We start from the raw sequence: 25,937 nt of genomic DNA, 5'->3' as shown, positions 1-25,937 counted from the left end.
TAGTTTAATTTGTTTTTAAAAGGCAACGTAATCCCTCATTTCTGCTGGATTGCGCATCTGCTATTTGGTTAAAGAAAAAGGTCTGTCTTCCAGGGATAATCCCCTCTTCTCATTGGGTTTGCTACTCATGGTCAATTTCAAGGTACCTCCTTTGACCAGATCACTGTGGTTCAGGAAGTTTTTGGTATAAACTTTTCCGTTCAAGGATGCCGACTGGATGTACACATTGTCTTTTGTATTGGCTGCTGCATCAATCACGAACTTTTTACCATTCTCTAAATTAATGGTTATTTTCTTAAACATTGGACTTCCCATCACATATTCTCCTGTGCCTGGGGTCACACTGTAAAATCCTAATGCACTCAACACATACCAGGAAGAAGTCTGGCCCTGATCTTCATCTCCGGGATATCCATTTTCTGTAGCGTCGTACAATTTGGTCATGACGTTACGTGCATGGAACTGGGATTTCCACGGTTGGCCCGCATAGTTATACAGGTAGACCATGTGCTGGATAGGCTGATTTCCGTGAGCATACTGCCCCATGTTTGCCATCACCATTTCGGTCATTTCGTGGATCATACCGCCGTAGGTACCTACTTTTACTTTATTTGGCTCGGAGAAGACCGAATCCAGCTTGGCGTTGAAGTTTTTCTCGCCGCCCATCAGGTTGATCAGCCCTTTGGTATCCTGAAATACCGACCAGTGGTAATGCCATGCATTGCCCTCGGTAAAGGGGCCTCCCCATTCAATAGGGTCAAAATTTTTGGTCCATTGCCCGTCGATTCCTTTGCCCCTCATGAACCTGGTAGATGGATCGTACACATTCTTGTAATTGTACATCGGCTTCTCGAAAATGTCCATGTACTTTTTATTGTCGGTCAGTCTGGCCAACTCATAGCCACAATAGTCATCGTAAGCATATTCCAGTGTTTTGGCAGTAGATTCCCTGTATTTTGGATAAGGTACATAACCCAATTCATTGTATTCTTTTACACCGTCGCGACCGTTAGCTGGTCCCCATGGACCTTTGTTCATGGCTTCATGATGATAAGCTGCCAAAGCCTCATTGGGATCGAAAGTACGGAGCCCTTTTGCCCAGGCATCTGTAAACAGAGAGATGGCATGGTTACCGATCATACTTCCAGCCTCACTTGGGAAGGACCAGGAAGGCAACCACCCGCATTGCTTGTAGGCATCGATCATGGAGGCTACATAGCGACCGTGCATCTCAGGATGCACCAATGCATTTAAAGGAAACTGTGCGCGGAAAGTATCCCAGAAACCAGTATCCGTGTAAATGTATCCTGCGTGCACCTGCCCGTCATATGGACTAAAGTAATAAGGTTTTCCATCCGGTCCGATTTCGTAGAACTTCCTGGAGAAGAGGCTGGCCCTGAAGAAGCAGGAATAGAAGGTCTCCATATCTGCTTTTGATCCGCCTTCTACCTGGATCTTAGCCAATGACTTGTTCCATACCGCTGCTGCTTTGGCTTTGGTCTGTTCCAGGGTTTTGTCTGCGCCCAGTTCAGTTTTCAGGTTCAGTTCGGCCTGGTCCATGCTGATGTAAGAAGAAGCGGTTTTGACCTGTACTTTAGCTCCTGCCGCAAATTCAATGTAAGCACCTCTGCCACGGCCCTCTGCACTGAGGGAATCCGCAGCGATGACATTGTTTCTGTTTTGCCAGGTTCCATAAGATTTGAAAGGCTGATCAAACTGGATGACGAAATAGCTTTTCCAGTTGTTCCGGAAACCTTCTCCATTGCTTACCCAACCGGTGATTTTGTTTTCCTTAGAATGGATCTGAACGCCGCTGGTCCGATTGTAACCATCTAAAACCAGGTAGCTCTTTTCTCCTTTCGGATAAGTAAACCGGAGGTGTGCACCACGCTCTGAAGGAGATATTTCTGTCGTAATTTTATTATCAAATTGTACTTTATAATAGTTAGGCTTTGCCACTTCGTTGGCATGACTGAATTTAGCTTCACGTTTGTTTTCGTCTACGACAAGCGTTGACATCGGCATAAAAGAGAACACGGCATAATCCCTGGTCCATGAACTGCATTGGTGCGCCTGTTGAAATCCGCGGATGTGTTCTTTGAAATACTGGTATTTCCAGCCGTCGCCATTGCGGCCGGTCTGCGGGGTCCAGGTATGCATTCCGAAAGGCAATGCGGTAGTTGGATAGGTATTGCCACGGGTGAGTTCATGTTTGGAATTGGTACCCTGGAGTGTATTGACATACTGTACCAGGTCCTTTTCCTGTGCCTGCGCGGTTCCTAACAACAGCGCTAGTGTAAATGGAATTAATCTTCGTTTCATGTGTTTGTGTTTGGTTCCTTATGACCTAAATAAGGGGTTTGTTATTTGGTTTAAAACGTTTTAGTATCCCAATAATAGGAAAATAAAATCATTTATAAAAAAGAAAGGTGATTGTAATGAAACAATCACCTTTCGGAAATCCGTTAGGATTTTTTTATTGTGGGTAACCTGGGTTTTGGGTAAGATTTGCATTCAAGCCTCGCTGTATTTGAGGAATCGCAAACAATGAACGATAAGTTTGGCTTGGTTGATGATCCCACCAAGTGGTTGTCGTAAATTTATTCCAACGGATCAAATCTTGTCTTCTCCATCCTTCAAAGATGAACTCTTTACCACGTTCGTCGAGTAATGCGTCTAGCGTTAGCGAGCTTGTTGTAAAAGCCGCAGCTGCCCTATCTGCCTGCGCGAAAGCACGTTCCCTGGATTGGTTGATCAAAGCTACAGCATCAGCAGTAGCAGTACCGCCTGCTTTACGCATCAAGGCTTCCGCTTTAGCAAAGTAGACCCAGGTAAGACGATAAACGTTCCAGTCAGTATTGTTGTAGTTATTGTTTATCGGCGTTCCATCGAATCCGACAACCTGATTGCCCAATTTGTATTTATTGAATCGGACGCCACTATTTTCCTCCCCTTCGCTCATATTGGAAACAGTTGATCCAGATTTATTTTTTCTGATGTTATCAACAAACGAAAGAGGTTGGTCACGATACTCTTCAGATCCCGTGACAGGCTGGTTTGTAGCAAAATTCAACTGCGGACCTTCCAACAACCATTGAGTCTTTCTTAAGTCGTTATTTGCGAATTTGGTGTAAACACCAGGTATAAGAACTATACCATCATTCCCATTTCTACCTCCTCCATAAATTTCACGTTGTTTAAAATGATAGAATTCGCTAGGCCATGATGGCTGGAAATTAGCGGTTGTAAAATCGTACACGATTGAGAAAATAGCTTCCTTAGATAAATGATTGTCAGGCTTAAATTGGTCAGTAATGTTAGGATCTAAAGCCATCGAACCATTTTGCCCGCCACCTTGACCATTGATCAATGCATCTGCAGCAGCGATACAATCGTCCCAACGCGGTGTTCCGGTCCAAACTTCGGCATTCAGATACAGTTCTACTAACATCGCATATCCACCCGCTTGCGTCATGCGACCTTTCATTGATTGTGTCAATTTCGGCGCTGCCTGAATATTCTCTTTTATTTCTTTTTCAATAATATCGAACATTTCTTTTCTAGGAGTAGTATTAGGTCTCTCTGGCTCCCCAACCTTAAAAGCATAAGGAATATTTCCCCAAAGATCCATAGCTCTCAATAAGTGAAAAGCTCTGAATAATTTCAATTCAGCGATATAACTAGCTTTTTCCACTTCAGTAATCCCCATAGCCGAAGCCTCACGCATTCCAATTTGCTCTATTGGAAAATTACAGTATCCCAGACCTGTAAACATTAAAACCCACGCCCCATTTAAGCCAGCCTCATCCACAGTCCAAGTGTGGTAATGCAACCTTTTCCACTTACCTCCATCTTCACCATGTGGCCCTTTAGTTGGCCAGGCCAACTGGTCAGCAGAAAGTTCTGATGCCCGCCACCAATTGTCTTGCCCTGAGGGAGTAACCCAGGCATTTGCGTGGGTGTATGGCCTTAAAACTGCTGACGAAACTTCAGATTTATTCTTAAAGAACTCATCCGCCACGATAAGACTGTACGCATTTTCGTCTAGTTTGGTACATGCATTGGTCAAGGAAAGAGCCCCAACCAATACGCTATATAATAAATATTTACTTTTCATTACTATCTAATTAAAATCCAACGTTAACACCAATTAAGAAAGAGCGGGTACTTGGATAAGGCCCGCGAGTATCGATACCAAGCACCTTACCGTTGATCTCATTACCGATTCCTGTATCTAAAACATAATCCGGATCATTACCTGAATATCCAGTTATTGTCGCTAAATTCTGTCCTGTAGCGTAAACTCTTAAATTACTAATGCCTTTACTTTTAAATTTGAAATTGTAGCCAAGGGTGATCTCATCAACCTTTAGGAAACTACCATTTTCCAAGTAGTAGTTCGAATACATATAAGTATCTTTGATCTCCGCGTATTTTGTAAAGGTATCTTTTAACAAATTGCCGCTGGTTACCCGGTTTCCATAAGTTAAGGCTGTAGTATTCAAAATATCGAAATCAAATTTACCTCGCAAGAAAACCCTTAAATCCCAATTCTTATAATTGAAACTATTGGTCAGTGACATATAATATTTAGGTACAGCGTTACCAATTACGGCAAAGTCACTATTGTTTCTATCGTTTATGCTCTGATTGAGTTCAGCGTTGCTAACAGCAACACCATTTCTGTTATAAAATAGCCATTTACCATCTCCAGTGAATCCAGCAAATCGTTTCCCAAAAAAATCACCAATTCTACTGCCTTCATAATAGGTATAGGCATCTCCAAGCGCACCTGCCCCCCCAATGCCCCCACTAGTAATTGTGGTTCTCTTCAAATTACCTTTCTGAAAACTACCTATCTTATTGCTTGTAGTACTTGCAGTCGCGTCTACGTTCCACCCAAATTCTTCATTTTTAATGGCTTGGTAACTTAAAGCCAACTCGATACCTTGAGAAGAAATTGTGCCGACATTTGCAAAAATTCTATTCTGAATAAAAGGTGGCTGAGGGGAATCATAGTCACCAAACAAATCTTTTGTTTCGCGCTTGAATACGTCTATCGAGCCCGTCAATCGGCTATCAAGCAACCTAAAATCTACCCCCAAATTATATTCTTCCTTACGTTCCCAGCCAAGAAAAGGATTCTCATTTCTGCTAGGACCATAGGTTTGGATATATGTTCCATCTGGATTGATGTAAACCCCACCTGTCCCCATGGTCACGCGAGAGACATTACTCTCGGTAGGGGAATTACCTGTCACACCGAATCCTGCCCTTAGCTTAAGATAATTTACGAATTTAATATCTTTCATGAAATCCTCTTCAGAAATATTCCATCCGGCAGATACTGCTGGGAAGTTACCCCATCTGTTATTCCTACCAAACCTTGACGATCCTTCACGACGCAGTATAAACTGCAATAAATATCTGTTATTAAAAGCGTAATTCACCCTACCGAAAAATGCAATCAATGTGTTGTCGACACGGTAACTCTCCATGGTCGCTTTTCCATCACGCAAAGCCGCACCAGATTGAATCAAATCTTCATGAAATGAATCGTTAACAAATCCACGATTCGACATATTGGAAGATTCTTCCATGTCATACCTGTAACTGTAACCTAATACTGCTGTAATGTCATGTTTTTCCGCAAATTTCTTTTGGTAATTCAAAGTTGGTTCCAAGGCATATTTTTGAGATAAAAATGAACCTTTGTAGGCATATCCACCGCCTGGATAGTCGGAATTTTCCATAGAATCCTCACTTCCCCTGAATCGGTATTGTGAATCATCACGACTATCTCGAGTTACCGAGCCAAATACCGAACCTTTTAGACCGGGTAACAATTCCAAATCTGCTTTAACATCAGCGGATGAAGTTTGCTGCTTTCTGTAATTCGTTTCCATAGAAAGCCTTGCAAATTCGTTGGTGCTTGTGAGGTCATACCGGAAAGTCCCATCTGGGTTATAATTGGATAGCGTTGGATTTTTAGCAGCTTCACTTTCCCATCCACCTCCACCTAAGAGATTGGCTTTGTTGACGTTGGTCACCAAGTTCATCTGAAGGTTTAATTTATTATCGAAGGCCTTCTGATTTAATCCGAAACGCAGTGTATATTCTTCACGTCCGTTTTCCTTACTAATACCTTGAAGGTTTCTATAATTCAAGCTCCCACGGTAAGTAGTTTGTTCCGTTCCTCCTGACAAAGCCAAGTTGTGGTTGTGAGAAACGTTAGACTTGTTAATGAGGCCTTCAAAAAAGTCTGTATTGCCTCCATAATCTTGTCGATTGGTTAACTCTCCTGAAGCAAGTCTTTGTCTGAATTCCTCCGGACTCATAAAATCAGGTCTGTTCTGCAGGTATTCCTTCCTCACGTAAGAAGAATAATCGAACCTTGCAGGCCCCGGCTTACCCCTCTTAGTGGTGATCAAAATAACCCCCGCATTGGCACTGGTACCATAGATAGCTGCACCGGAACCATCCTTAAGGACGTCAATCGATGCAATATCATCCTGTTGCAGCAGATCTGGGTTACCTCCAGGGATACCATCAATAACATACAATGGTGATGCACTCCCGTTGGTACTTACTGCACCTCTCAACTGGACACCAACAGCAGAGTTGGGATTCGACCCACCTGGTCTGGATAACTGTAAACCAGCTACTTTCCCCTGAGCCAAATCCAAAGGGTTTCTAGCTCCACTTTGACGGAAATCTTCTGTACCTACGTGCGCAACTGATGAAGTCACTTCACGAATGGTTTGAGTTCCGTAACCAACCGCAACAACCTGAACATCTTTCAAGGTTGTGCTAGAGGGCTCTAAGCGAATGCTCAACGGTGCGTTTCCCGAGCCAGCTGCTCTCGTCACCGGGTTATATCCGATGTATGTGAACGTTAAGTTCTCTGTTGCTCCGGTAACACCGATGGTAAATTTACCGGCAGCGTCGGTTGCGGCCGATTTACCGGATGCTGATTTTACACTCACTCCCGGCACGGGCTGCGAGCCTTCATCTACAACAATACCCGTGACGGTAAGCTGTTTCTTAGTCGTGTCCTGCACGACCGGTTCCTGGAAAAAGTGATTTAAATTTAGGTGATTTGATTTGACGGAGGTTTCTGCGGCGTAACTCCGATAGCCAAGGCTACAGAGCAGTAATACCCCGGCGCCAATCGCTTGATTGATTCTCATTTGGAAGATTAGTTAAGTTATAGTTTTTAGTAATTATTACTCATATAAATTGTGAGTGCGCTATGTTTTTTTTCAAAAAAATGCAAGCAAGCACCAGACCGTAAAAACGATAGTATGCAAAACCGCAGTTAACTTTTGGAGAGAAAAATTAGGAGAGAGAAATTAGATGTTCTTCATCTGAAATGGCATGCAAAATCAGATTGGTACAGGCACCAATCGCAAGCCAAATTTTGGGTAAAAAAAGAGAAACGTTTTGGAGAGCGCACCGCGTATTGATAAGTTTATATTTTTCATGGTACTGTAGGGATAGGTTACAAGTAAAACGTTTTATCAACAGCAATATTCAGCAAAATGTTTTAGAAAAAATAATTTTTTTTCAAACATTCCCGATTTTACCGCGTTAAAAAGCTGGAAAAAACTATAAACTGAGGTAAGAAAGAATCAATTTTGCGACGCGTTCAGAAGCACCAGGACCGCCCATTTTCGCTGATAATTCAGCATAATCTGCCAACATTTTTGACCTGGAATCCCCTGATAATATGGCTGATAATTCAGTAGTAATATTGCTCGTATTGCAGTCTTCCTGGATCAGTTCTTTCACGACTTCACGGTCCATGATCAGATTCACCAGGGAGATGAAACGAATCTTTACCAATAAGCGTGCGATAGCTACAGAAATACGTCCGCCACGATAGACTACTACCTGCGGAATATGAAATAATGCGGTCTCCAAAGTGGCAGTACCCGAAGCAACAATGGCCGCTTTTGAATGGTAAAGTAAGTTGTAAGTTTGGCCGAAGACCAGACTTACATTATCTGATTTGATAAACTGCCGGTAATAAGTTTCTTCGAAACTTGGTGCTGCCGCCACCACAAACTGGTATTCCGGAAAGGCTTCGGTGATACTCAGCATATCGGGCAATAGACGCTCAATTTCTTGTCTCCTGCTTCCGGGCAAGAGTGCAATGACCTCTTTTTCCAATCTATATTTTTCCTTGAATAACAGATCGGGCTGGAACAACGTAATTTCATCCAACAGGGGGTTACCGACATAATCGACCTCCATTCCCCATGCCCTATAAAAATCTACTTCAAATGGGAGGATGCAAAACAGCTTATCGACATCCCTCTTGATCTTGAGCACCCGCTTCTGGTTCCAGGCCCATACTTTAGGAGAAATGTAGTAACACACTTTAAAACCCTGACGTTTGGCAAACTCAGCGATTTTAAGATTAAAGCCGGGAAAGTCAATCAGGATCAGCACATCAGGATTGTAAGCGACAATATCGGCCTTGCAGGCCTTCATGTTCCTGAGTATGGTACGCAGGTTCATCAGCACTTCGGTGAAACCCATAAAAGCCATTTCTGCATAGTGCTTCCGCAGCGTCCCGCCTTCCGCCTGCATTTTATTGCCACCGTAATACTGAAATTCTGCCTGAGGGTCACCGGCCTTAATGGCCTTCATCAGGTTTGCGCCATGCAGATCTCCCGAGGCTTCACCGGCCACCAAATAATACCTCATGATTGATTGATCTTATAAAAAAAGAAAACAAAAGCCCACAAAAAAGTGGCACTGATCACCCCTCTTCCTGCATTGTCCTGATCCCTTCTGAAAAAATAATGCATCAATGCCGCATTGACCGCAATGCAACCGATCAGCAGCAGATCGGCTTTCGCCAGAAACGCATATTTGTGCATCAGGTACCATACGCCGCTAAGCAGTATACCAGGTATGCTGATCCCTCCTGCCAGACCAATCCAGATTGAATTTTTCATTAGCCTAAGGAAGCTCCATCAGGTGCAACATGCTTGATATTCCTGGGCTCAGGCTTTTCAGGAATGCCTTCCACTTCGAAAGTCCAGGTGTTCAGCACCGGAATGGCATGGTGTGCAGTCAGGTCAAACTGAACCGGCACTACCGATACGTAACCGTGTTCCAATGCCCATACATCTGTATCTTCGCCTTTATCGTTGTTCTGAAAAACTCCCGTTAGCCAATAATAAGGGCGCTCGTAGGGATCTTTGCGTTCGTCGAACTCCTCTGCCCATTTGGCGTTGGCCTGACGGCAGATCTTGATGCCTTTCAGTTCCTCTCCTTTGGGAAAGTTCACGTTCAGCAGTGTAGCTGCTGGCAGACCGTGTTCCAATACCTGCAGGGAAATGGATTTGATGAATTTCTTACAGTGACTAAAATCAGCCTGCTGTGAAAAGTCATCCAGCGAAAAACCAATAGAGGGAATGCCTTCAATAGCACCCTCTACAGCCGCCGACATGGTGCCTGAATAAATGACATTGATCGAATTGTTCAAACCGTGATTGATACCAGATACACAAAGATCCGGTTTCTTTCCTTTGAAGATTTTATTGACCGCCAGCTTTACACAATCTACCGGAGTACCGGAGCATTTGTACATTTCCACACCAGGATACAGATCCACACTGTCGAAACGCAATGGTTTACCAATGGTAATGGCGTGTCCCATGCCCGACTGAGGACCGTCCGGTGCAACAACGACAACATTCCCCAGCTCCATCATGACATCAATCAGGTTTTTGATACCGGGAGCAGTAATCCCGTCATCATTTACTACAAGAATGTTCGGCTTTGAATTTTGCTTCTTCATATCGGTAAAAATACGAGAAATCAGGTACAAATTTCAGTTTTCAAGCTATATTTGATCGTAACTAATGGGAGCAAAATTGGTCATACACCTATCAGTCAACTCCTTTACTTCAAAAAACTGAAAATAATGAAACGCAAATTATTAGCACTGGTCTTCCTGCTGATCACCGGTTCCGGACTGATGGCACAAACGGCTTATCAATGGAAAACGGCCTCATCTGGCGGTTATACTTACAAATATGTAAGCAATGACCCGACAAAATCACGGTTCTACACTTTAAAAAATGGCCTGACCGTAGTCCTCTCTCCAAACACCAAAGAGCCCATCATCGAATTCAGACTGGCAGTAAGAGCGGGCAGCAATACCGATCCGCGAAATGCGACCGGACTGGCCCACTACCTGGAGCACCTCCTTTTCAAGGGCACCGACAAATTTGGATCAATGGATTTTGCTAAAGAAAAACCGCTATTGGACAAGATCGATGGGCTGTACGAACAGTACAACAAAACGACCGACCCGGCCAAACGCAAGGAGATTTACGCCGAGATCGATAAAACCTCAGGACTGGCATCCAATTACTCCATTGCCAATGAGTATGATAAAATGATGAAAGCCATTGGCGGCCAATCGACCAACGCACATACCTGGTACGAAGAAACCGTATACAACGAAGATTTTCCTTCCAATGCGACCGATAAATTCCTGGCTCTGCAGGCCGAACGCTTCCGCAACCCGATCTTCCGCATCTTCCATACCGAACTGGAAGCTGTTTATGAAGAAAAGAACCGCGGACTGGATGATGACAACTGGAAGATCAGCGAACAGATGTCGGCCCTGCTGTTTCCTACCCACAACTACGGTCAGCAAACCACCATCGGTACCGTGGAGCACCTTAAAAACCCCTCTCTACTGGAGATCAGAAAGTACTACAATAAGTACTATGTACCGAACAACATGATCATCGCCATGGCCGGAGATTTAAACCCGGATGAGATGATCAAAAAAGTGGACCAATCTTTCGCTTACATGAAAGCAAAACCGGTTGAACTGTACAATCCTGCACCTGAGAAAGCCCTTACGGCCATTCAAAAAGTAGACATCTATGGTCCAAGTGCGGAAAGTGTAAATATCAATTACCGTGGCTTTGCAGAGAACAGCAAGGAAAGCATGTTACTGGACCTGATCTCGAGCATCCTCTCTAACGGAAAAGCAGGACTGCTGGACATCAACCTGAACAAACAACAAAAAGTGCTGCGTTCCAATGCCGGCTACCAGCAGATGAAGGATTACGGCGTCTTTGAATTGTCAGCACAACCGAAACAAGGGCAGTCTCTTGAACAGGCGCAGCAATTGCTGCTGGAGCAGATCGAGATCCTGAAGAAAGGCGAGTTTGACGAAAGCCTGATCAAAGCAACTGTAGCCAATAACAAATTGGGCCTGTTGCAGGCGTTCGATAAAAACGACTTCCGTGTAGAAAGCATCACCAACGAATTCATCCTGAACCGCGGCACCAAATGGGACCAGTCGCTGGCAGCCAATGATGCCATGGCTAAGATCAGTAAGCAGCAGGTGGTAGATTTCGCAAAGCGCTTTTTCATCGACAACTATGTAGTAGCCTATAAACATAAAGGTGAGGATAAAAGCATCCAGAAAGTAGAAAAGCCTTTGATCACCCCGGTAAATACGAATGCATCGGCAACCTCAGATTTTACCAAAAAACTACTCTCCGCTCCTACAAAACCCATTGCCCCAAAATTCCTGGATTACAAAAAAGACCTGAACTTTGGCAAATCGGGCATTGCAGAAGTGATCGCTGTGCAGAACACAGAAAATAGCATCTTCCGCCTTTCTTACCGTTTCGATATGGGGGCATGGAATTACAAGCTACAGCCTTATGCCGCACAGTACCTGGCTTTTCTGGGTACCGACAAATACACGGCAGAACAGATCAGCAAGGAGTTTTACAACATCGCCTGCAATTACAGCTTTAATGTAGGCAATGAAGTTGCGACGATTAACATCAGCGGCTTGCAGGAAAACTTCGACAAAGCGGTAGCCCTCGTAGAGCACATCTTTGCCAATTGCAAAGCCAATGAACAGGCACTTTCTGAGTTGAAAAGCCGGATCCTGAAGTCGAGGGAAAACAACAAGCTGAACAAAGGTGCGATCCTGGGCGGACTGATGAGCTATGCGCAATATGGCCCAAGCAATCCTTCCAACTACACACTGAGTAATGAAGAAGTCAAAAACATCACTTCTGACCAGTTGCTGTATATCCTGCACAACATCAACAATTACAAGCATACCATCACCTACTATGGTCCTCAGACTTTGTCCGCCTTTAGCGCCGGAATCAGCAAACTGCATCCGCTGCCCAAAGAATTTACGCCAGCAGCACCTGCCAAGACCTTTACTTATAGCCCTACTACCGGACAGGTATATTTTGCGGACTACGATATGGTACAGTCAGAAATCCGCTGGGTAAGGAATGCCGGAGCATACGATCCTGCTCAGGCAGCGAAAATTACACTCTTCAATAGTTATTTTGGCGGCGGTATGGGCTCAGTAGTCTTCCAGACCATCCGTGAATCAAAAGCATTGGCCTACTCTACCTTCGCCGTCTTTTCTTCTCCTGACAGCAAAGCGAAAGAATATGCCATGATTGCCTATGTGGGTAGTCAGGCCGATAAAATGAACGATGCAGTAAAGGGCATGAACGAATTGTTGAATGACCTGCCGGAAGCCGACAAATCTTTTGAAGCTTCAAAAGACAATGCCATGAACGTCATAGAAACCAGCAGAATTACTAAAGACGATATCATTCAGAGTTATTTTGCGGATAAAAAACTAGGGCTGGACCATGATTCCAGAATAGACGAATATACCGGTCTCAAGCCACTTACGTTCGGAGAGATCAAAGCCTTCCACAGCAAAAACGTAGCACACAAACCTTATAATTACTGTATTGTAGCTTCGGAGAAAAATGTGAAACTGGAAGACATGCAAAAATTCGGAACAGTAAATAAACTGACACTGGAGCAGATCTTTGGTTATTAAAATTTGAAAATCCATATAAAAAGCGCCGTCTGAAAAGCTTCAGATGGCGCTTTTTTTTACAGTCAGCCAGCCCCGGATTAAAAAGGGTTGACGGAAACTGAAAAAGCAATCCCCTTGGACTGTAAACTGGAATCGTGCAGGCCAATTCCGGTCAATGGCAATTTGTAAAAAGGCTGGATACCAATGCTGAACTGCCGACTGATCTTTTGTTCGAAACTAACGGAAAAGTTGGCTACGCCAAATAAGTGCCTGTTTTCATTCTCCACTTCCAACACAGAGATCTTCTGCGCCTCACCCGCTTGTCCGCTGATGTATTTGTAACGTTCATTGAGCATGAAATAGCTGGATAAGCCAGACTGTACATTCAGGGAAAAGCGCCTTCGCTGAAACAGTTTATAGTTCAGGTTCAGCGGAACATCCAAGACCTTGCAATCGGCATCTACTTCCCAGGAGCTGTTACCGTAGGAACTCGCGGTCAGTCCTGTATAATTATATAATTTTTTTGCATAGATCAGTCCCGAAGTAAGGCTCAGTCTTCTGCCCAGTGAATACGTGGCCAGCAAACCAATATTACTGCTCAGTCCGGATGATACACTGGACTTGGCGGTACTGCGGTCTGGGGCAACCATGACGCTAAATGCCCAGGGCCTCCGCTTTTCCGCCAGCACATCCACTATCCGCTGTGTGGAGTAATCGGCTACCGGATCGGACTCAACCTTCAACTGTGGTTCAATCAACTGGACTCCCGCAAGCATGGGAAGTACGGGATGCTGCAGGCTATCTCTACCGGATAAGAGCTGATCTGTTTTCTCTTCAGCTGGCATAATTCCTGATCTATTTAGGGGGCCGGCCACTACTGCCCCCCTCGGATCGGCTGTCCTTTTAACAGGCGGTACCGCCTTGGTGCCAGGTCCATGTGCAACAGGCACAGGAGATGCCTTAGTCCGGGCAAGTCCTGCAGAATTTTCCTTTAACTGCTCAGGCGCTTCAGCTGATCCGGAGAAAAACAAGAACAGCCCAATGAGCAGCACTGCTGCAATGCTGGCCCCAGCAATCAACCACATCGGTACGATGCGTTTTTTCTGCTCAGCATCGAGCTTCGCTTCCATTGCCGCCCAATGTGCTTCCTGAAAAGGAATCTCCGGTTCACTTAGCCCAGCTTTGAAAAACTGATCCACTTTATGCTCTTCTTTCATCGGTACTTATGTATTTTTCTGTTATCCCCATCACCTGCTTTGGCTCCGTTTCCGCAGCACTGAGCTTTTCCTGTAATTTTTGACGGGCTTTAAATAGGTTGGACTTTGATGTCCCTACAGAGATATTTAGTATTTGTGCGATTTCCTCATGCGAATAACCATCTATCGCGTATAAATTAAACACCGTCCGGTAAGCAGGCGAAAGCCCACGGATGAGGTCCAATAAGTCTTTGTAAGCCAATTGCTCGTATACAACCGCCCCTTTTCCCAGGTTTGCATGGGTGTTGATGTCCTCATGATCTGAAAATTTCAGGTTCATCCGATAGTGGTCTATTGCGGTGTTGGTGATGATCCTTGCGATCCAGGCTTTGAATGGCTTGCTGGGGTCATACCGGTCGATATGCGTAAACACCTTCAGAAAACCATTGTTCAGGACTTCCGCCGCGTCAACCTCCGTCAGCACATACCTGCGGCATATGGCCATACCATAGCTATAGAATTCTTTATACAGCAAATATTGACTGGATCTTTCCTTGTTAATACATCCCTTAATGATTTCCTGCACCTATAAATTTTGATTATGGTTTAAACTGCGTCATTTTCAATGCCTACGGACGCGCACATGAAAAGGTTGCCTGCTCCTGCAAAAATATATTTTTTATGCTTTCCCCGGATATGCGCAACCTTTTCCATCGCGCTGCCGTAATCAGGACAATGAACAAATTAAACACCTAAAACCCATTCAAATGCAGTACACCTCAAAAAGGAGCATGGTTTACCTGACCATCACCCTGATCTACCTCATCCTGTCCAGCTGTTCAAAAAATCAAGCGGAACCAATCGAACCTGCCAAACCTGAAGAACCTGCGGCAAAAATCACCTACAACAATTTTGTTCAGGGACTGCTCCAGAGCAAATGTGCCATGTGCCATGCTCCGGGCAATTCAGCAGCAGCAATCTGGACATACAGTGGCTACAGTGCGGTAACCGGTAACTCAGCCAACATTAAAAGGGCAGTTATTACCAATAAAACAATGCCCAAGACCGGTAGCCTCTCTGCCTCAGAACTACAATCGCTCAGCACCTGGTTCGACAATGGCATGCCTGAACAATAAAGCACCAGCATATGAAGAATTACCTATTCATCCCGATTTTGATTTTAGTCATGAATGGCTTTGCGAAAGCTCAAAATATATGGAGCAGCAAAAACGCAAGCATCAGCTTTTTTTCTTCTACAGTAGTAGAAGATATTGAGGGGAAAAGCAATACGGCAAGCTCTGCACTGGATGTAAAATCCGGGAATATGATTTTTAAAGTCTACAACAATTCCTTCCAGTTTAAAAAGAAACTCATGCAGGAGCATTTCAATGAGAACTACATGGAATCTGAGAAATACCCAATTTCAGAATTCAAGGGCAGGATCATTGAGCCACTGGACCTCAGTAAACCTGGCTCCCGCAAAGTAACCGTAGAAGGCAACCTCACCATCCATGGGCTCAGCAAAACTTACCGTACCACTGCAGATCTGGTGACGGAGAATGGGGCCATGACGGCTAAGGCTGTATTTAAAGTAAAAATTGCCGACCATAACATCGAGATCCCCTCGCTCGTATTTAAAAACATAGCAGAATTTGTAGAAATCCGCATTCTGGCTACTTATTTCCCAAAAAAATGAAGATACCAACTCTACTATTTAAAAAGTCGATCCTTAGCATCCTCTTATTCAGCTCACTTTCTGCCATGGCCCAGGAAGACCTGGAAAAGTCATTGCAAATGTCCCCAACCAGGGACAAAGTCAGCGCCACATTTAAATCTACCCGGCTCATCAATGGCCATACGAATGAAACCATCCACAAAAATGAGCTGGATTTTAAAGTAGACCACCGCTTTGGCGATATCGCCGGCAGCAACGGTGGCATCCGGCAATTCTTTGGGCTGGACAATTCAACTGATGTCCGCATTGGATTTGAATATGGCCTCTCCGACCGCCTCAGCATCGGTCTGGCCAGGTCCAAAGGTGCCACCGCCGTACAGCAATTGTACGAAGGCAGCATCAAATTCAGGTTACTGGAACAAAGCAGTGACGATCGGATTCCTTTTGCCCTCACGCTTTTTGGCAGCAATACCATCACTGCTGTAAAAGCCAATACTGAAGACCCTGCATCTGCTACCGCCTATGAAAACTTCCAGGACAGAATGAATTACGTCAGCCAGCTCATCATTGCCAGGAAGTTCAATTCCAGTTTTTCCTTCCTCATCAGCCCAACTTATGTACATAGGAACTTTACTGCCTTTCGCGACCAGAACTCGATGTTTGCTGTGGCCGCAGGCGGAAGGGCAAAGCTGAGTAAAAGAATGGCCCTGGTGGTCGACTATTTCCTTCCATTCAGGAATAAGGCCGACCGCGATTACCTGGAACAGGTAGGCAATACCAAATTTTACAATCCATTGGGACTGGGACTGGAGATGGAAACCGGGGGGCATGTGTTTCACCTGAACTTTACCAATGCTACTGCAATCCAGGAAATGCAGTTCATCCCCCAGACTACTTCCTCCTGGCTAAAGGGACAATACCGTTGGGGATTCAGCATCTCCCGCAGGTTCTCCTTCAATAAAGAAAAGCATGAAAAATCCTAAGCGGATTTTTCATGCTTTTCTTTATTGACCGCTTGTAAAGTTAAGGGCTATACCTTAACTTTAACTGATGCGAAAAATTATTTTAACGGTCTTCTCCTGCATTTTATTCATGACTATATTGGTCAGTGAGGTAAATGCCCAATGGCAAAACCAGGTCGAAATATCGCAGAAAATGTATTATCACTCCATGGCAAATCCTGCTTCCAAGCTGTTTGTTCATTTTGATAAAACGATCTATACCAACAACGAAACAGTTTGGTTTACTGGCTATCTGCTAAAAGTGCCTCCCTCGAAAGTAGAGCAGCATCAGGTACTTTCCGTAGCCCTGGTGAGGGATATTGACAGCGCGGTGATCAAGCAAGACAAATTCCTCATCATGAAAGGGCTTTCCTTCGGCAGCATAGTGCTTCCCGATTCCATGCTCACCGGAAATTACCACTTCCAGGTGACCACCGACCGGGTCAGCAAAGGTGTCCCGGACCTGAGTTTTCTTCAGCCCATCATCATCAAAACCAATATCGACCCTGCTTTCAATGCAAGTATCAAATTGCTGCAGCCAGGCGTTGCAGGAAAATCGCCAAATCAGGTGCTGATCTCTGTATTGTCCCGGGAAGCACGTTTCTTGCCGAAGCCCGTAGAAATCAGTTACAAATACGGAAATACCTTTAAAACAGCCAAAACTAACGCCTCAGGCGAGCTTATCATGAGCATTCCTGAACAGGAAAACATCATTGACCCCAATGTATACTCCAAGCTGAAATACGGCAAAGACAGCAGTTTTATAAACCTCAGTCTGCCAGTTACCAAAAGAAAGGCAAATATAGGCTTCTATCCCGAAGGCGGTAACCTCATCAATGACATTCCCTGCATCGTAAGCTGGGAACTGAAAGACCAGCAACTGGCTGTAGTGACCTCAAAAGCCTTGCTTTACGGGAACGACAGGATTTTAGACACCATTGAAACCAATAGCTATGGCATTGGAAAATTCATACTTGTCCCCTCAAAAGGAATCAGATACAGCGTAAAACTCCTGCATTCTGCTTTCGCCGACAGCAGTTACCTGCTCCCACCTGTGATTGAGAAAGGACTGGGAATTTCCATTACGGAAGCTGTAGTTCGGGATACCCTTTCTGTTCGTTTAATGAACCCCGACTTACAGAAAGTAGCAGTCAGGATCCACGATTTCAAAGACACCTATCTCTATGATGAACTGAAACTCAACACAGTAAACCGGGTACTAAAAATAGACCTTTCAGATGTCCCTTCAGGCCTGCAAACGATCACCATTTCCGACAGCCTGGGCAGGCCCCTGGCCGAAAGGATTTTCTATGCCCACTATCATCCCAATCCCAGAATCAACATCCATACCGACAAACAGATCTATTCACAACGCGAAAAAGTGAGCCTAAAGCTGTCTATGAACCTTCCTGATACCATCGCTTTTGTCTCCATTGCCTGTGTACAGGAAAACAGGCTTCCCAGCGCCATCACTACCGACATAGAAAGCTATGCAATGCTAAAAAGCGAACTGAATGCCTTGCCAATTGCCGCTCTTGGGAAAGGAATCAGAGACAAAAAATACATGGAAGACATCCTTAGGGTGAAGGGATGGCGAAGGTACACCTGGCAGGACATTCTAAATGCTGAGCCACAGGACACCTTAACAAAGACTTACGATACCCTGGCATTGCGGCTCAGCATCGACAAATACGACAAAGCACTGAAGCAGCCGGTAGAAATCAGCCTCATGACCAAAAATGGCATTGGTTTCAAAAAAACGGATGCAAGCGGGGAGCTCCGCTTCGAAAACCAGGATTTGATCACTGATGCAGGTGCGAAAATACAGGCCATTGTGCTCGGCAAACACCAGGATAGCTACGGAATGCTGCTGTCTGATCCCTACGAAAAACTCAATAAAGCTTATACAAAACTGATTTCCGAAGAACGTACCTCCATCCCCTCAACCATCCAAAACAATACGGAACTGACGTTAAAGGCAAATGAAAAAGTAAACAGGCTTCGGGAAGTTAAAATCACCGCTGGTGGTGACCACAGCCTGAATTATAAACGTGGGGCAAATGCCTGCGGAGATTATGTGTGCTCTTTTAATATCCTGAACTGCCGCAACCACATCAGTGATTTCAACAACAGGCCTCCCGTGGTCGGGCAAACCTACAGGGACGGACTGGGCGGGGGCATGATTGTGTACCACGATTGTAAGGACGAGGAAAAGCAACGTTTCATCATGCCAATTCCGGGGATTTATAAGAAGAGGGAATTCTATGTAGATGCACATACTGAACCGCTTGAACCCGCTTATGAATCTACGCTCTACTGGAACTATGGTACCATACTCAGTGCTAAAGAACAAGAGCTCACCTTTTATACCGGTGACATTATCGGAAAATTCAGGATCGTAGTGCAGGGCATGACCGAGAACCGGGTGACCCAGGAACAATTTACCTTCGAAGTAAAAGGCAAATAAAAAGCTCCCGCTAATCCCGGGAGCTTTTTATTTGCCTTGAGCAAGCTCAAGGTTTATCTATTGCTTTGCCTTTGTGATGATTTCCTCTACGACAGCAGGATCCAGCAGTGTAGTGATATCTCCCAGGTTACCTGTATCTCCTTCCGCCACCTTTCTCAGGATGCGGCGCATGATTTTGCCTGAACGGGTCTTGGGAAGTCCGGATACAAAAAGAATCTTATCCGGTTTGGCTATGGCGCCGATGACGCGTGTCACCGTCTGCAGAATGTCTCTTCTCGTGAGGTCCTCATCACCATGTGCATTTGGGAAGATCACGAAGGCATAGATACCCTGACCTTTGACATCATGAGGAAAACCCACGACAGCACTTTCTACCACACCAGCGTGCATGTTGATGGCGTTTTCTACCTCGGCCGTTCCGATGCGGTGACCGGATACATTGATCACATCATCTACCCTTCCGGTGATGCGGTAATATCCATCTTCATCCCTGAGGCAGCCATCTCCGGTAAAATACTGGTTGGGATAAGTAGAAAAATAGGTCAGCTTGCAGCGCTCATGATCTCCATAAGTGGTGCGCAGCATACCAGGCCATGGAAACTTGATGCATAAATTTCCACTGACCCCGTTCCCTTCGATTTCCTGTCCCTGTTCATCTACCAAAATCGGCTGTATACCCGGCAAGGGTAGTGTGGCGAAGCTGGGTTTTGTAGGTGTGACATATGCAATCGGAGAGATCATGATTCCACCGGTTTCTGTTTGCCACCAGGTATCCACGATAGGCGCATTTCCTTTTCCAATATTTTCATCGAACCAATGCCATGCTTCTTCATTGATCGGCTCGCCTACAGATCCCAATACCCGCAAAGAGCTGAGATCTATGCCCTGTACAGGCTCCAGGCCAAAACTCATCAATGAGCGGATGGCGGTAGGTGCTGTATATAATATGTTTACTTTATGTTTCTCTACCACCTGCCACATTCTTGAAGCATCGGGATAAGTCGGGATGCCTTCAAACATCAGGGTGGTAGCCCCTTGCGAAAGCGGTCCGTATACAATGTAGGAATGTCCTGTGATCCAGCCGATATCGGCAGTACAGAAAAACACTTCGTCCGGCTGGTAGTTGAATACATTGGAAAAAGTATATCCCGCATAGACCATATACCCTCCGATGGTATGTACCACCCCTTTAGGCTTGCCAGTTGACCCGGACGTATATAATATAAACAACATGTCTTCGGCATCCATTTCTTCGGCCGGACAATTGGTATCTACCAATTTAATCTCATCTTCCCACCAGATGTCCCTGCCCTTGAGCATAGAGACGGGAGTGCGGGTATGGGTGAGTACCACCACCTTTTCTACCGTAGGGCAGCCAATCAGGGCGTCGTCGATGACTTCCTTCAACTGGATCTGTTTATTCCCCCTGAATGCCCCATCTGCAGTGATCACGATCTTACAAGCTGCATCGTTGATGCGGTCTGCAATAGACTTGGCCGAAAATCCCCCAAATACTACCGAATGGACAGCGCCGATACGTGCGCAAGCCAGGACGGCAACAGCCAGTTCCGGCACCATAGGCATGTAGATACAGACCCGGTCGCCCTTTTTAACTCCATTTTTTTTCAACACATTGCCAAAGCGGCAAACTTGCTCATGAAGAATTTTGTAACTTAAGGTAATGCTTTCTTTTTGCGGATCATTGGGTTCCCAGATGATGGCAGGTTTATCGCCGTTTTCCGCAAGGTGGCGGTCAAGGCAATTTTCAGTGATGTTCAATTTGGCTCCTTCGAACCATTTGATACTGGGTTCAGAAAAGTTCCAGCTCAGTACTTTGTTCCACTTCTTTCTCCATTGAAAGTTATTGGCAATGCCTTCCCAGAACTGCTCCGGATAGTCAATACTGTACTGATAGGTTTTCTGGTACTCTTCAAACGATTTTATTTGCATAATTTGGTTAGGTCAAAACTGAATCGTAAACTTAAAAAAAACCGTGGAAAGCAAGGACGATTAGCCGGAAAAAATCTTCCAGTGATCAGGTAGAGTATTTATGCAGTTTTTAAACAGCTGGGAATTGGCCTGAAAAAGCAGCCTGGTATTTATAAAAAAAGCATGCTGCGGGGCAGCATGCTTTTAATGAAATGAGTAAGCGCGGGCCTACTTCATGCTTTCTGCCATCTTAACAGCTTCATAAGCATTTACCACACCACCGGTTCTGCAAAGCTCCGTCATCTTTACTTTCTTACCACCGGATTTTGGCAGGGTAACCGGGAAATCGATTTTGGTAACCGTTTGCTCGATGATTTGCTTCAACTGCGTTGCCGTCAGGTTTGGATAATAACTTTTTAGCAAGGCTGCCACTCCTGCCACAACCGGTGTGGCCATGCTGGTGCCCGACAACGGACTATATTTATTATTAGGTAGCGTCGCGTAAATCCCTACACCCGGAGCAAATACATCTACAGTTTGATCGCCATAATTGCTGAAAGCAGCAACCAGGCCAGCTTCCGTTGAGCCACTGGCCCCTACGGTAATCATGTTTGAGGCCCTTTTATCCCCCTTCATATAAAAAGGTGTAGGATAATGCGGAAGACTATCTACATCTGCACCTTCGTTTCCGGCAGCATTGACGATCAATACCCCTTTTTTCTCTGCATAGCGAATGGCTTCTTCTACCATTTCACGCTCAGGAGAAACCCTCTTACCAAAACTCATATTGATGATCTGGGCACCGTTGTCCACGGCATAGCGAATACCCAAAGCCACGTCCTTATCATATTCGTCGCCATTAGGTACTACCCGCACGCCCATCAGTTTCACTGCACCCGCAACTCCGTCCATGCCGACAGCGTTGCCACGTTCCGCACCGATGATCCCCGCTACGTGTGTTCCATGGAAATAAGGATCACCAATCAGATTGGCATTGCCATAGAAACGGTCTTTAATATTGAAATAATCGTCCTTCACCTCTTTGCTCCGGAAATCTACAGGCGCCGCAGTATCACCTTTCTTCAAAAGACTTTTACTGAGCAACCAGGACTGGTAATGCTGCCTGTCCTTTTTCTTTACATCCGTTTCGTTCTGTACATTTTCGAATAAAGATTTGTATTTAAAATATACGCGCTGGTATTCTGAACTTTCATTGGTCACCTGGCCATTGGGACCGCCAAGAAAATTCCAGCCGAAGACATCACCTTTATAGCCATTACCATCCAGGTCCTGATCTCCCCATTTCTCTTTAGGATTCCGCCATAAGTTGGCTTTTAAATCTTCATGCAAGGTATCTATTCCACCGTCGAGCACCGCTACAATGACCGGTGTAGGTGTTTTTCCTTTTAGCAATTCCGCATAAGCACGAGTAACCCCTGTGCCATAAACCTTGTCCAGCTCTCTTGACTGCAAATGCCATTCCTGCTTCTGGGCAGACATGGCCAAAGGCAGACATAACATTCCGAACAGGAGGATCAATCTTGATTTAAATTGTTTTTTCATTTCCAATAATTTAGTTTCTTTCATCTGAATAATCAATCTGCAATTTACAATAAAAAAGGAATGTGAAATGTAAATGCACAAGTCCTTGATAATAAAATGAAAATATTTTCAGGAGCTCCTTGATGGTTACAAATATTTTAATGATATTTGCACACTCTTAAAAAAATTAAGGAAGAACAATTAACAATATATAATAAAGGCATGTCTAGAGTTTGTGATTTAACCGGAAAAATGGCAATGACAGGTTTTAATGTTTCTCACTCGAACGTTAAAACTAAGCGTAAGTTTTATCCCAACTTACAACTTCAGAAATTTTATATTCCTGAGGAGGATCGTTGGATAACACTGAAAGTTTCTACTTCAGCTATCAAAACCATCAATAAAATTGGTATTTCTGAAGCGATTAATCGTTTCATGAAAAAAGGATATTTATAGAAAAAAAATTGGTTGATGTGAATCAACCGTAATATTAAGAAAATGGCAAAAAAAGGTAACAGAGTACAAGTTATTCTAGAGTGTACAGAACATAAAACCAGTGGCATGCCTGGTATGTCTAGATATATCACTACTAAAAACCGTAAAAACACTACTGAGCGTTTGGAATTGAAAAAATTCAACCCGGTAATGAAAAAAGTTACGGTTCACAAAGAAATTAAGTAATCCATTAGTATTTAATTAAATACAAATCTATTAGATCATGGCAAAAAAGGTAGTTGCAACCCTAAAAACGGGTAAAGGTAAAGAATATTCAAAAGTGATTACAATGACTAAATCACCTAAAGGTGCTTATTCATTCAAAGAAGTTATTGTTCACAACGATCACGTTCAAGATGCTATTGCATCTAAAAAATAATTTTAATATTCAATAATATTAGAGCCGTCCCTTTACTCTGGGAGGGCTTTTTTTGTTTTGTTAAACATTCATATGGGTTTATTCGATTTTTTTAAAAAAAAGGAGACTGCACCGGAAGCACGGCAGGCTCTTGACAAAGGGTTAGAGAAAACTTCAGCAGGTTTTTTAAGCAAGATCACCAAGGCTGTAGCCGGTAAATCTACTGTAGATGATGATGTACTGGACAACCTTGAGGAAGTTTTGGTTACCTCTGACGTAGGTGTAAGCACTACATTAAAAATCATTGAACGCATTGAGAAGCGTGTAGCGAAAGACAAGTATTTATCGACCTCCGAACTGAATGGATTATTGCGCGATGAAATCCAGTTGCTGCTTGCAGAAAACAACAGCAACGACTTCCGCAGTTTTGAATACGGCAGCGAACATAAGCCTTATGTGATCATGGTAGTTGGCGTAAATGGTGTGGGCAAGACCACCACCATTGGTAAGCTGGCACATAAACTAAAAGCTGAAGGGCTGAAAGTGGTGTTGGGTGCCGCGGATACTTTCCGTGCTGCCGCTGTAGAACAGATCAAGCTCTGGGGAGAACGTGTAGGTGTTCGTGTAGTAGCCCAGGCAATGGGATCTGATCCTGCATCCGTAGCCTTCGATACGCTGCAATCTGCCGTAGCCAATGGAGAAGATGTGGTCATCATTGATACTGCCGGCCGTTTACACAACAAAGTCGGGCTGATGAATGAGTTGGGCAAGATCAAAAATGTAATGCAGAAGGTGGTTCCGGGTGCCCCTCATGAAATCCTTTTGGTACTGGACGGTTCTACCGGACAGAATGCCTTTGAACAATGCAAACAATTTACAGAGGCTACAGATGTGAACGCCCTGGCCATAACCAAACTGGACGGAACTGCCAAAGGTGGTGTGGTGATCGGAATTTCAGACCAGTTTAAAATACCGGTCAAATATATCGGCGTAGGAGAAGGCATGAACGACCTTCAACTATTCGACAAGAAAGCTTTTGTAGAGAGCTTATTTAAATAGAAGAACATAAAAAATACATGAATACAAAAAAAATATACAGGGTTGCCCCGGTTAAAAAGCCTAAAATAAATGTGATTACTTTAGGTTGCTCCAAAAACACTTACGATTCTGAAGTATTGATGGGACAGCTGCGGGGTAATAGCCTGGATGTAGTTCATGAAGCCAATAAAGTAGGTAAGGATGACATCGTGGTGATCAACACCTGCGGATTCATCGACAATGCCAAACAGGAATCCATAGATACCATCCTGCAATATAGCCAGCTTAAGGAAGAGGGAAAAGTAGGAAAGGTAATCGTAACAGGGTGCTTATCCGAACGGTACAAACCGGAATTGGAAGCAGAGATCACCAATGTGGATGCCTTCTTTGGCACCAATGACCTGAACAATTTATTGCACTCTTTAGGTGCCAATTACAAACATGAGCTGATTGGTGAGCGCTTGCTGACCACCCCTTCTCATTTTGCTTATTTTAAAATAGCAGAAGGCTGTAACCGCCCCTGCTCCTTCTGTGCCATTCCATTGATGCGTGGTAAACACGTTTCCCGCGACATGAACGAATTGGTGAACGAAGCGAAGATACTGGCTGCCAACGGAACGAAAGAACTGATCCTGATTGCACAGGACCTTACTTATTATGGTCTGGATATCTATGGCAAACGTAACCTCGACGAGTTGCTGCGCAGAATTTCTGATGTACCGGGCATAGAATGGATCAGGCTGCAATATGCTTATCCTTCCGGCTTCCCTATGGAAATATTGGATGCCATGAACGAACGTGAGAACATCTGCAAATACCTGGACATGCCTTTACAGCACATCACAGACAATATGCTGAAATCAATGCGCCGTGGGATTACCAAGCAAAAGACAATAGATATTGTCAACCAGATCAGGGATAAAGTACCGGGTATCGCGATGCGCACCACATTGATCTGCGGCTATCCCGGAGAAACAGAGCAGGATTTCGAAGAGATGCTGAGCTGGGTAGAAGAAACACGTTTCGACAGATTGGGTTGCTTTACGTATTCGCATGAAGAAAAAACACATGCCCACAACCTGGTAGACGATGTTCCTGACGAAGTAAAACAGGAACGTGTGGATGCCATTATGGAAATACAGCAAGGTATTTCTTTCGACATCAATCAGGAGAAAGTGGGGAATACGTACAAAGTATTGGTAGACAGAAAAGAAGGCGATTTCTTCGTGGGACGTACAGAATATGACTCACCTGAAGTGGATAATGAAGTGCTGATCGATGCTACCACCGGTTATGCTGCTGTTGGGAGTTTCGTCAACGTGACCATTGACCGCGCGGAGGACTTTGATCTATATGGACGGATTGTAAAATAAAGGCTTCAAATCA

At 44.5% G+C, this 25,937-nt stretch carries 20 protein-coding genes; 10 read left to right on the top strand and 10 right to left on the bottom strand.

Annotation, left to right across the window (positions count from 1 at the left end; translation table 11 throughout):
• Nucleotides 1–60 precede the first annotated feature (60 nt).
• The 6 genes from WAE59_RS08030 to surE all read right to left on the bottom strand — a co-directional run bounded on the left by WAE59_RS08030 (nucleotide 61) and on the right by surE (nucleotide 9,814).
• Nucleotides 61–2,322, bottom strand: coding sequence for a GH92 family glycosyl hydrolase (locus tag WAE59_RS08030; protein WP_337855435.1), 2,262 nt, complete (start codon nucleotides 2,320–2,322; stop codon nucleotides 61–63).
• Between the two features lie 154 nt (nucleotides 2,323–2,476).
• On the bottom strand, nucleotides 2,477–4,117 hold the full coding sequence (locus tag WAE59_RS08025; protein WP_337855434.1) for a RagB/SusD family nutrient uptake outer membrane protein: 1,641 nt from the start codon (nucleotides 4,115–4,117) through the stop codon (nucleotides 2,477–2,479).
• Between the two features lie 10 nt (nucleotides 4,118–4,127).
• Nucleotides 4,128–7,190: a SusC/RagA family TonB-linked outer membrane protein gene (locus tag WAE59_RS08020; protein ID WP_337855433.1), complete on the bottom strand. Its 3,063-nt coding sequence runs from the start codon at nucleotides 7,188–7,190 to the stop codon at nucleotides 4,128–4,130.
• A gap of 418 nt (nucleotides 7,191–7,608) precedes the next feature.
• On the bottom strand, nucleotides 7,609–8,712 hold the full coding sequence (gene lpxB / locus WAE59_RS08015) for a lipid-A-disaccharide synthase (protein ID WP_337855432.1): 1,104 nt from the start codon (nucleotides 8,710–8,712) through the stop codon (nucleotides 7,609–7,611).
• Nucleotides 8,709–8,966, bottom strand: a complete 258-nt coding sequence (locus WAE59_RS08010) for a stationary phase survival protein SurE (RefSeq protein WP_337855431.1) — start codon at nucleotides 8,964–8,966, stop codon at nucleotides 8,709–8,711. The genes lpxB and WAE59_RS08010 overlap by 4 nt, the downstream gene beginning before the upstream one ends.
• Nucleotides 8,966–9,814, bottom strand: a complete 849-nt coding sequence (surE, locus tag WAE59_RS08005) for a 5'/3'-nucleotidase SurE (protein WP_337855430.1) — start codon at nucleotides 9,812–9,814, stop codon at nucleotides 8,966–8,968. The genes WAE59_RS08010 and surE overlap by 1 nt, the downstream gene beginning before the upstream one ends.
• A gap of 126 nt (nucleotides 9,815–9,940) precedes the next feature.
• On the opposite strand from surE, the gene WAE59_RS08000 reads away from it, so the two are divergent.
• Nucleotides 9,941–12,871: a M16 family metallopeptidase gene (locus WAE59_RS08000; RefSeq protein ID WP_337855429.1), complete on the top strand. Its 2,931-nt coding sequence runs from the start codon at nucleotides 9,941–9,943 to the stop codon at nucleotides 12,869–12,871.
• A gap of 77 nt (nucleotides 12,872–12,948) precedes the next feature.
• On the opposite strand, the gene WAE59_RS07995 is transcribed toward WAE59_RS08000, so the two are convergent.
• Together WAE59_RS07995 and WAE59_RS07990 are read right to left on the bottom strand one after the other, a co-directional pair.
• Nucleotides 12,949–14,067 (bottom strand): hypothetical protein, encoded by a 1,119-nt coding sequence (locus WAE59_RS07995; protein WP_337855428.1) that lies wholly within the window; start codon nucleotides 14,065–14,067, stop codon nucleotides 12,949–12,951.
• Nucleotides 14,051–14,632 carry an RNA polymerase sigma factor gene (locus WAE59_RS07990; RefSeq protein ID WP_337855427.1) on the bottom strand — a complete coding sequence of 194 codons (582 nt, stop codon included), beginning with the start codon at nucleotides 14,630–14,632 and terminating at the stop codon, nucleotides 14,051–14,053. Before WAE59_RS07990 ends, WAE59_RS07995 begins: the two co-directional genes overlap by 17 nt.
• A gap of 181 nt (nucleotides 14,633–14,813) precedes the next feature.
• Here WAE59_RS07990 and WAE59_RS07985 point away from each other — a divergent pair, with 181 nt between their 5' ends.
• From WAE59_RS07985 to WAE59_RS07970, 4 genes are all read left to right on the top strand, one after another.
• The gene (locus WAE59_RS07985) at nucleotides 14,814–15,182 is read left to right on the top strand and encodes a c-type cytochrome (RefSeq protein WP_337855426.1); all 369 of its coding nucleotides are present in this window, start codon (nucleotides 14,814–14,816) and stop codon (nucleotides 15,180–15,182) included.
• A gap of 11 nt (nucleotides 15,183–15,193) precedes the next feature.
• The gene (locus WAE59_RS07980; protein WP_337855425.1) at nucleotides 15,194–15,742 is read left to right on the top strand and encodes a YceI family protein; all 549 of its coding nucleotides are present in this window, start codon (nucleotides 15,194–15,196) and stop codon (nucleotides 15,740–15,742) included.
• On the top strand, nucleotides 15,739–16,704 hold the full coding sequence (locus WAE59_RS07975; RefSeq protein ID WP_337855424.1) for a DUF5777 family beta-barrel protein: 966 nt from the start codon (nucleotides 15,739–15,741) through the stop codon (nucleotides 16,702–16,704). Before WAE59_RS07980 ends, WAE59_RS07975 begins: the two co-directional genes overlap by 4 nt.
• Nucleotides 16,705–16,771: 67 nt before the next feature.
• Nucleotides 16,772–19,189 carry a hypothetical protein gene (locus WAE59_RS07970; RefSeq protein WP_337855423.1) on the top strand — a complete coding sequence of 806 codons (2,418 nt, stop codon included), beginning with the start codon at nucleotides 16,772–16,774 and terminating at the stop codon, nucleotides 19,187–19,189.
• A gap of 57 nt (nucleotides 19,190–19,246) precedes the next feature.
• On the opposite strand, the gene acs is transcribed toward WAE59_RS07970, so the two are convergent.
• Both acs and WAE59_RS07960 read right to left on the bottom strand, forming a co-directional pair.
• Nucleotides 19,247–21,139: an acetate--CoA ligase gene (gene acs, locus WAE59_RS07965; RefSeq protein WP_337855422.1), complete on the bottom strand. Its 1,893-nt coding sequence runs from the start codon at nucleotides 21,137–21,139 to the stop codon at nucleotides 19,247–19,249.
• Between the two features lie 207 nt (nucleotides 21,140–21,346).
• The gene (locus WAE59_RS07960; RefSeq protein WP_337855421.1) at nucleotides 21,347–22,681 is read right to left on the bottom strand and encodes a S8 family peptidase; all 1,335 of its coding nucleotides are present in this window, start codon (nucleotides 22,679–22,681) and stop codon (nucleotides 21,347–21,349) included.
• A 201-nt stretch (nucleotides 22,682–22,882) separates the two neighbouring features.
• On the opposite strand from WAE59_RS07960, the gene rpmB reads away from it, so the two are divergent.
• The 5 genes from rpmB (at nucleotide 22,883) to rimO (ending at nucleotide 25,924) form a co-directional block, all read left to right on the top strand.
• Nucleotides 22,883–23,116: a 50S ribosomal protein L28 gene (gene rpmB, locus WAE59_RS07955; RefSeq protein ID WP_131597730.1), complete on the top strand. Its 234-nt coding sequence runs from the start codon at nucleotides 22,883–22,885 to the stop codon at nucleotides 23,114–23,116.
• 42 nt (nucleotides 23,117–23,158) lie between these two features.
• On the top strand, nucleotides 23,159–23,341 hold the full coding sequence (gene rpmG / locus WAE59_RS07950) for a 50S ribosomal protein L33 (protein ID WP_136837740.1): 183 nt from the start codon (nucleotides 23,159–23,161) through the stop codon (nucleotides 23,339–23,341).
• Between the two features lie 37 nt (nucleotides 23,342–23,378).
• Nucleotides 23,379–23,534 (top strand): DUF4295 domain-containing protein, encoded by a 156-nt coding sequence (locus WAE59_RS07945; protein WP_133577168.1) that lies wholly within the window; start codon nucleotides 23,379–23,381, stop codon nucleotides 23,532–23,534.
• Nucleotides 23,535–23,606: 72 nt separating this feature from the next.
• Entirely contained in the window at nucleotides 23,607–24,572 is a 966-nt protein-coding gene (gene ftsY / locus WAE59_RS07940) for a signal recognition particle-docking protein FtsY (protein ID WP_337855420.1), read from the top strand.
• A 17-nt stretch (nucleotides 24,573–24,589) separates the two neighbouring features.
• Nucleotides 24,590–25,924 carry a 30S ribosomal protein S12 methylthiotransferase RimO gene (rimO, locus tag WAE59_RS07935; RefSeq protein WP_337855419.1) on the top strand — a complete coding sequence of 445 codons (1,335 nt, stop codon included), beginning with the start codon at nucleotides 24,590–24,592 and terminating at the stop codon, nucleotides 25,922–25,924.
• Nucleotides 25,925–25,937 lie beyond the last annotated feature (13 nt).

The sequence above is a fragment of the Pedobacter sp. GR22-6 genome, from assembly GCF_037402555.1.
Lineage (GTDB): Bacteria > Bacteroidota > Bacteroidia > Sphingobacteriales > Sphingobacteriaceae > Pedobacter.
The sequence above is the reverse complement of the archived record's forward strand: the minus strand, read 5'-3'. Positions and strand labels throughout refer to the sequence as shown.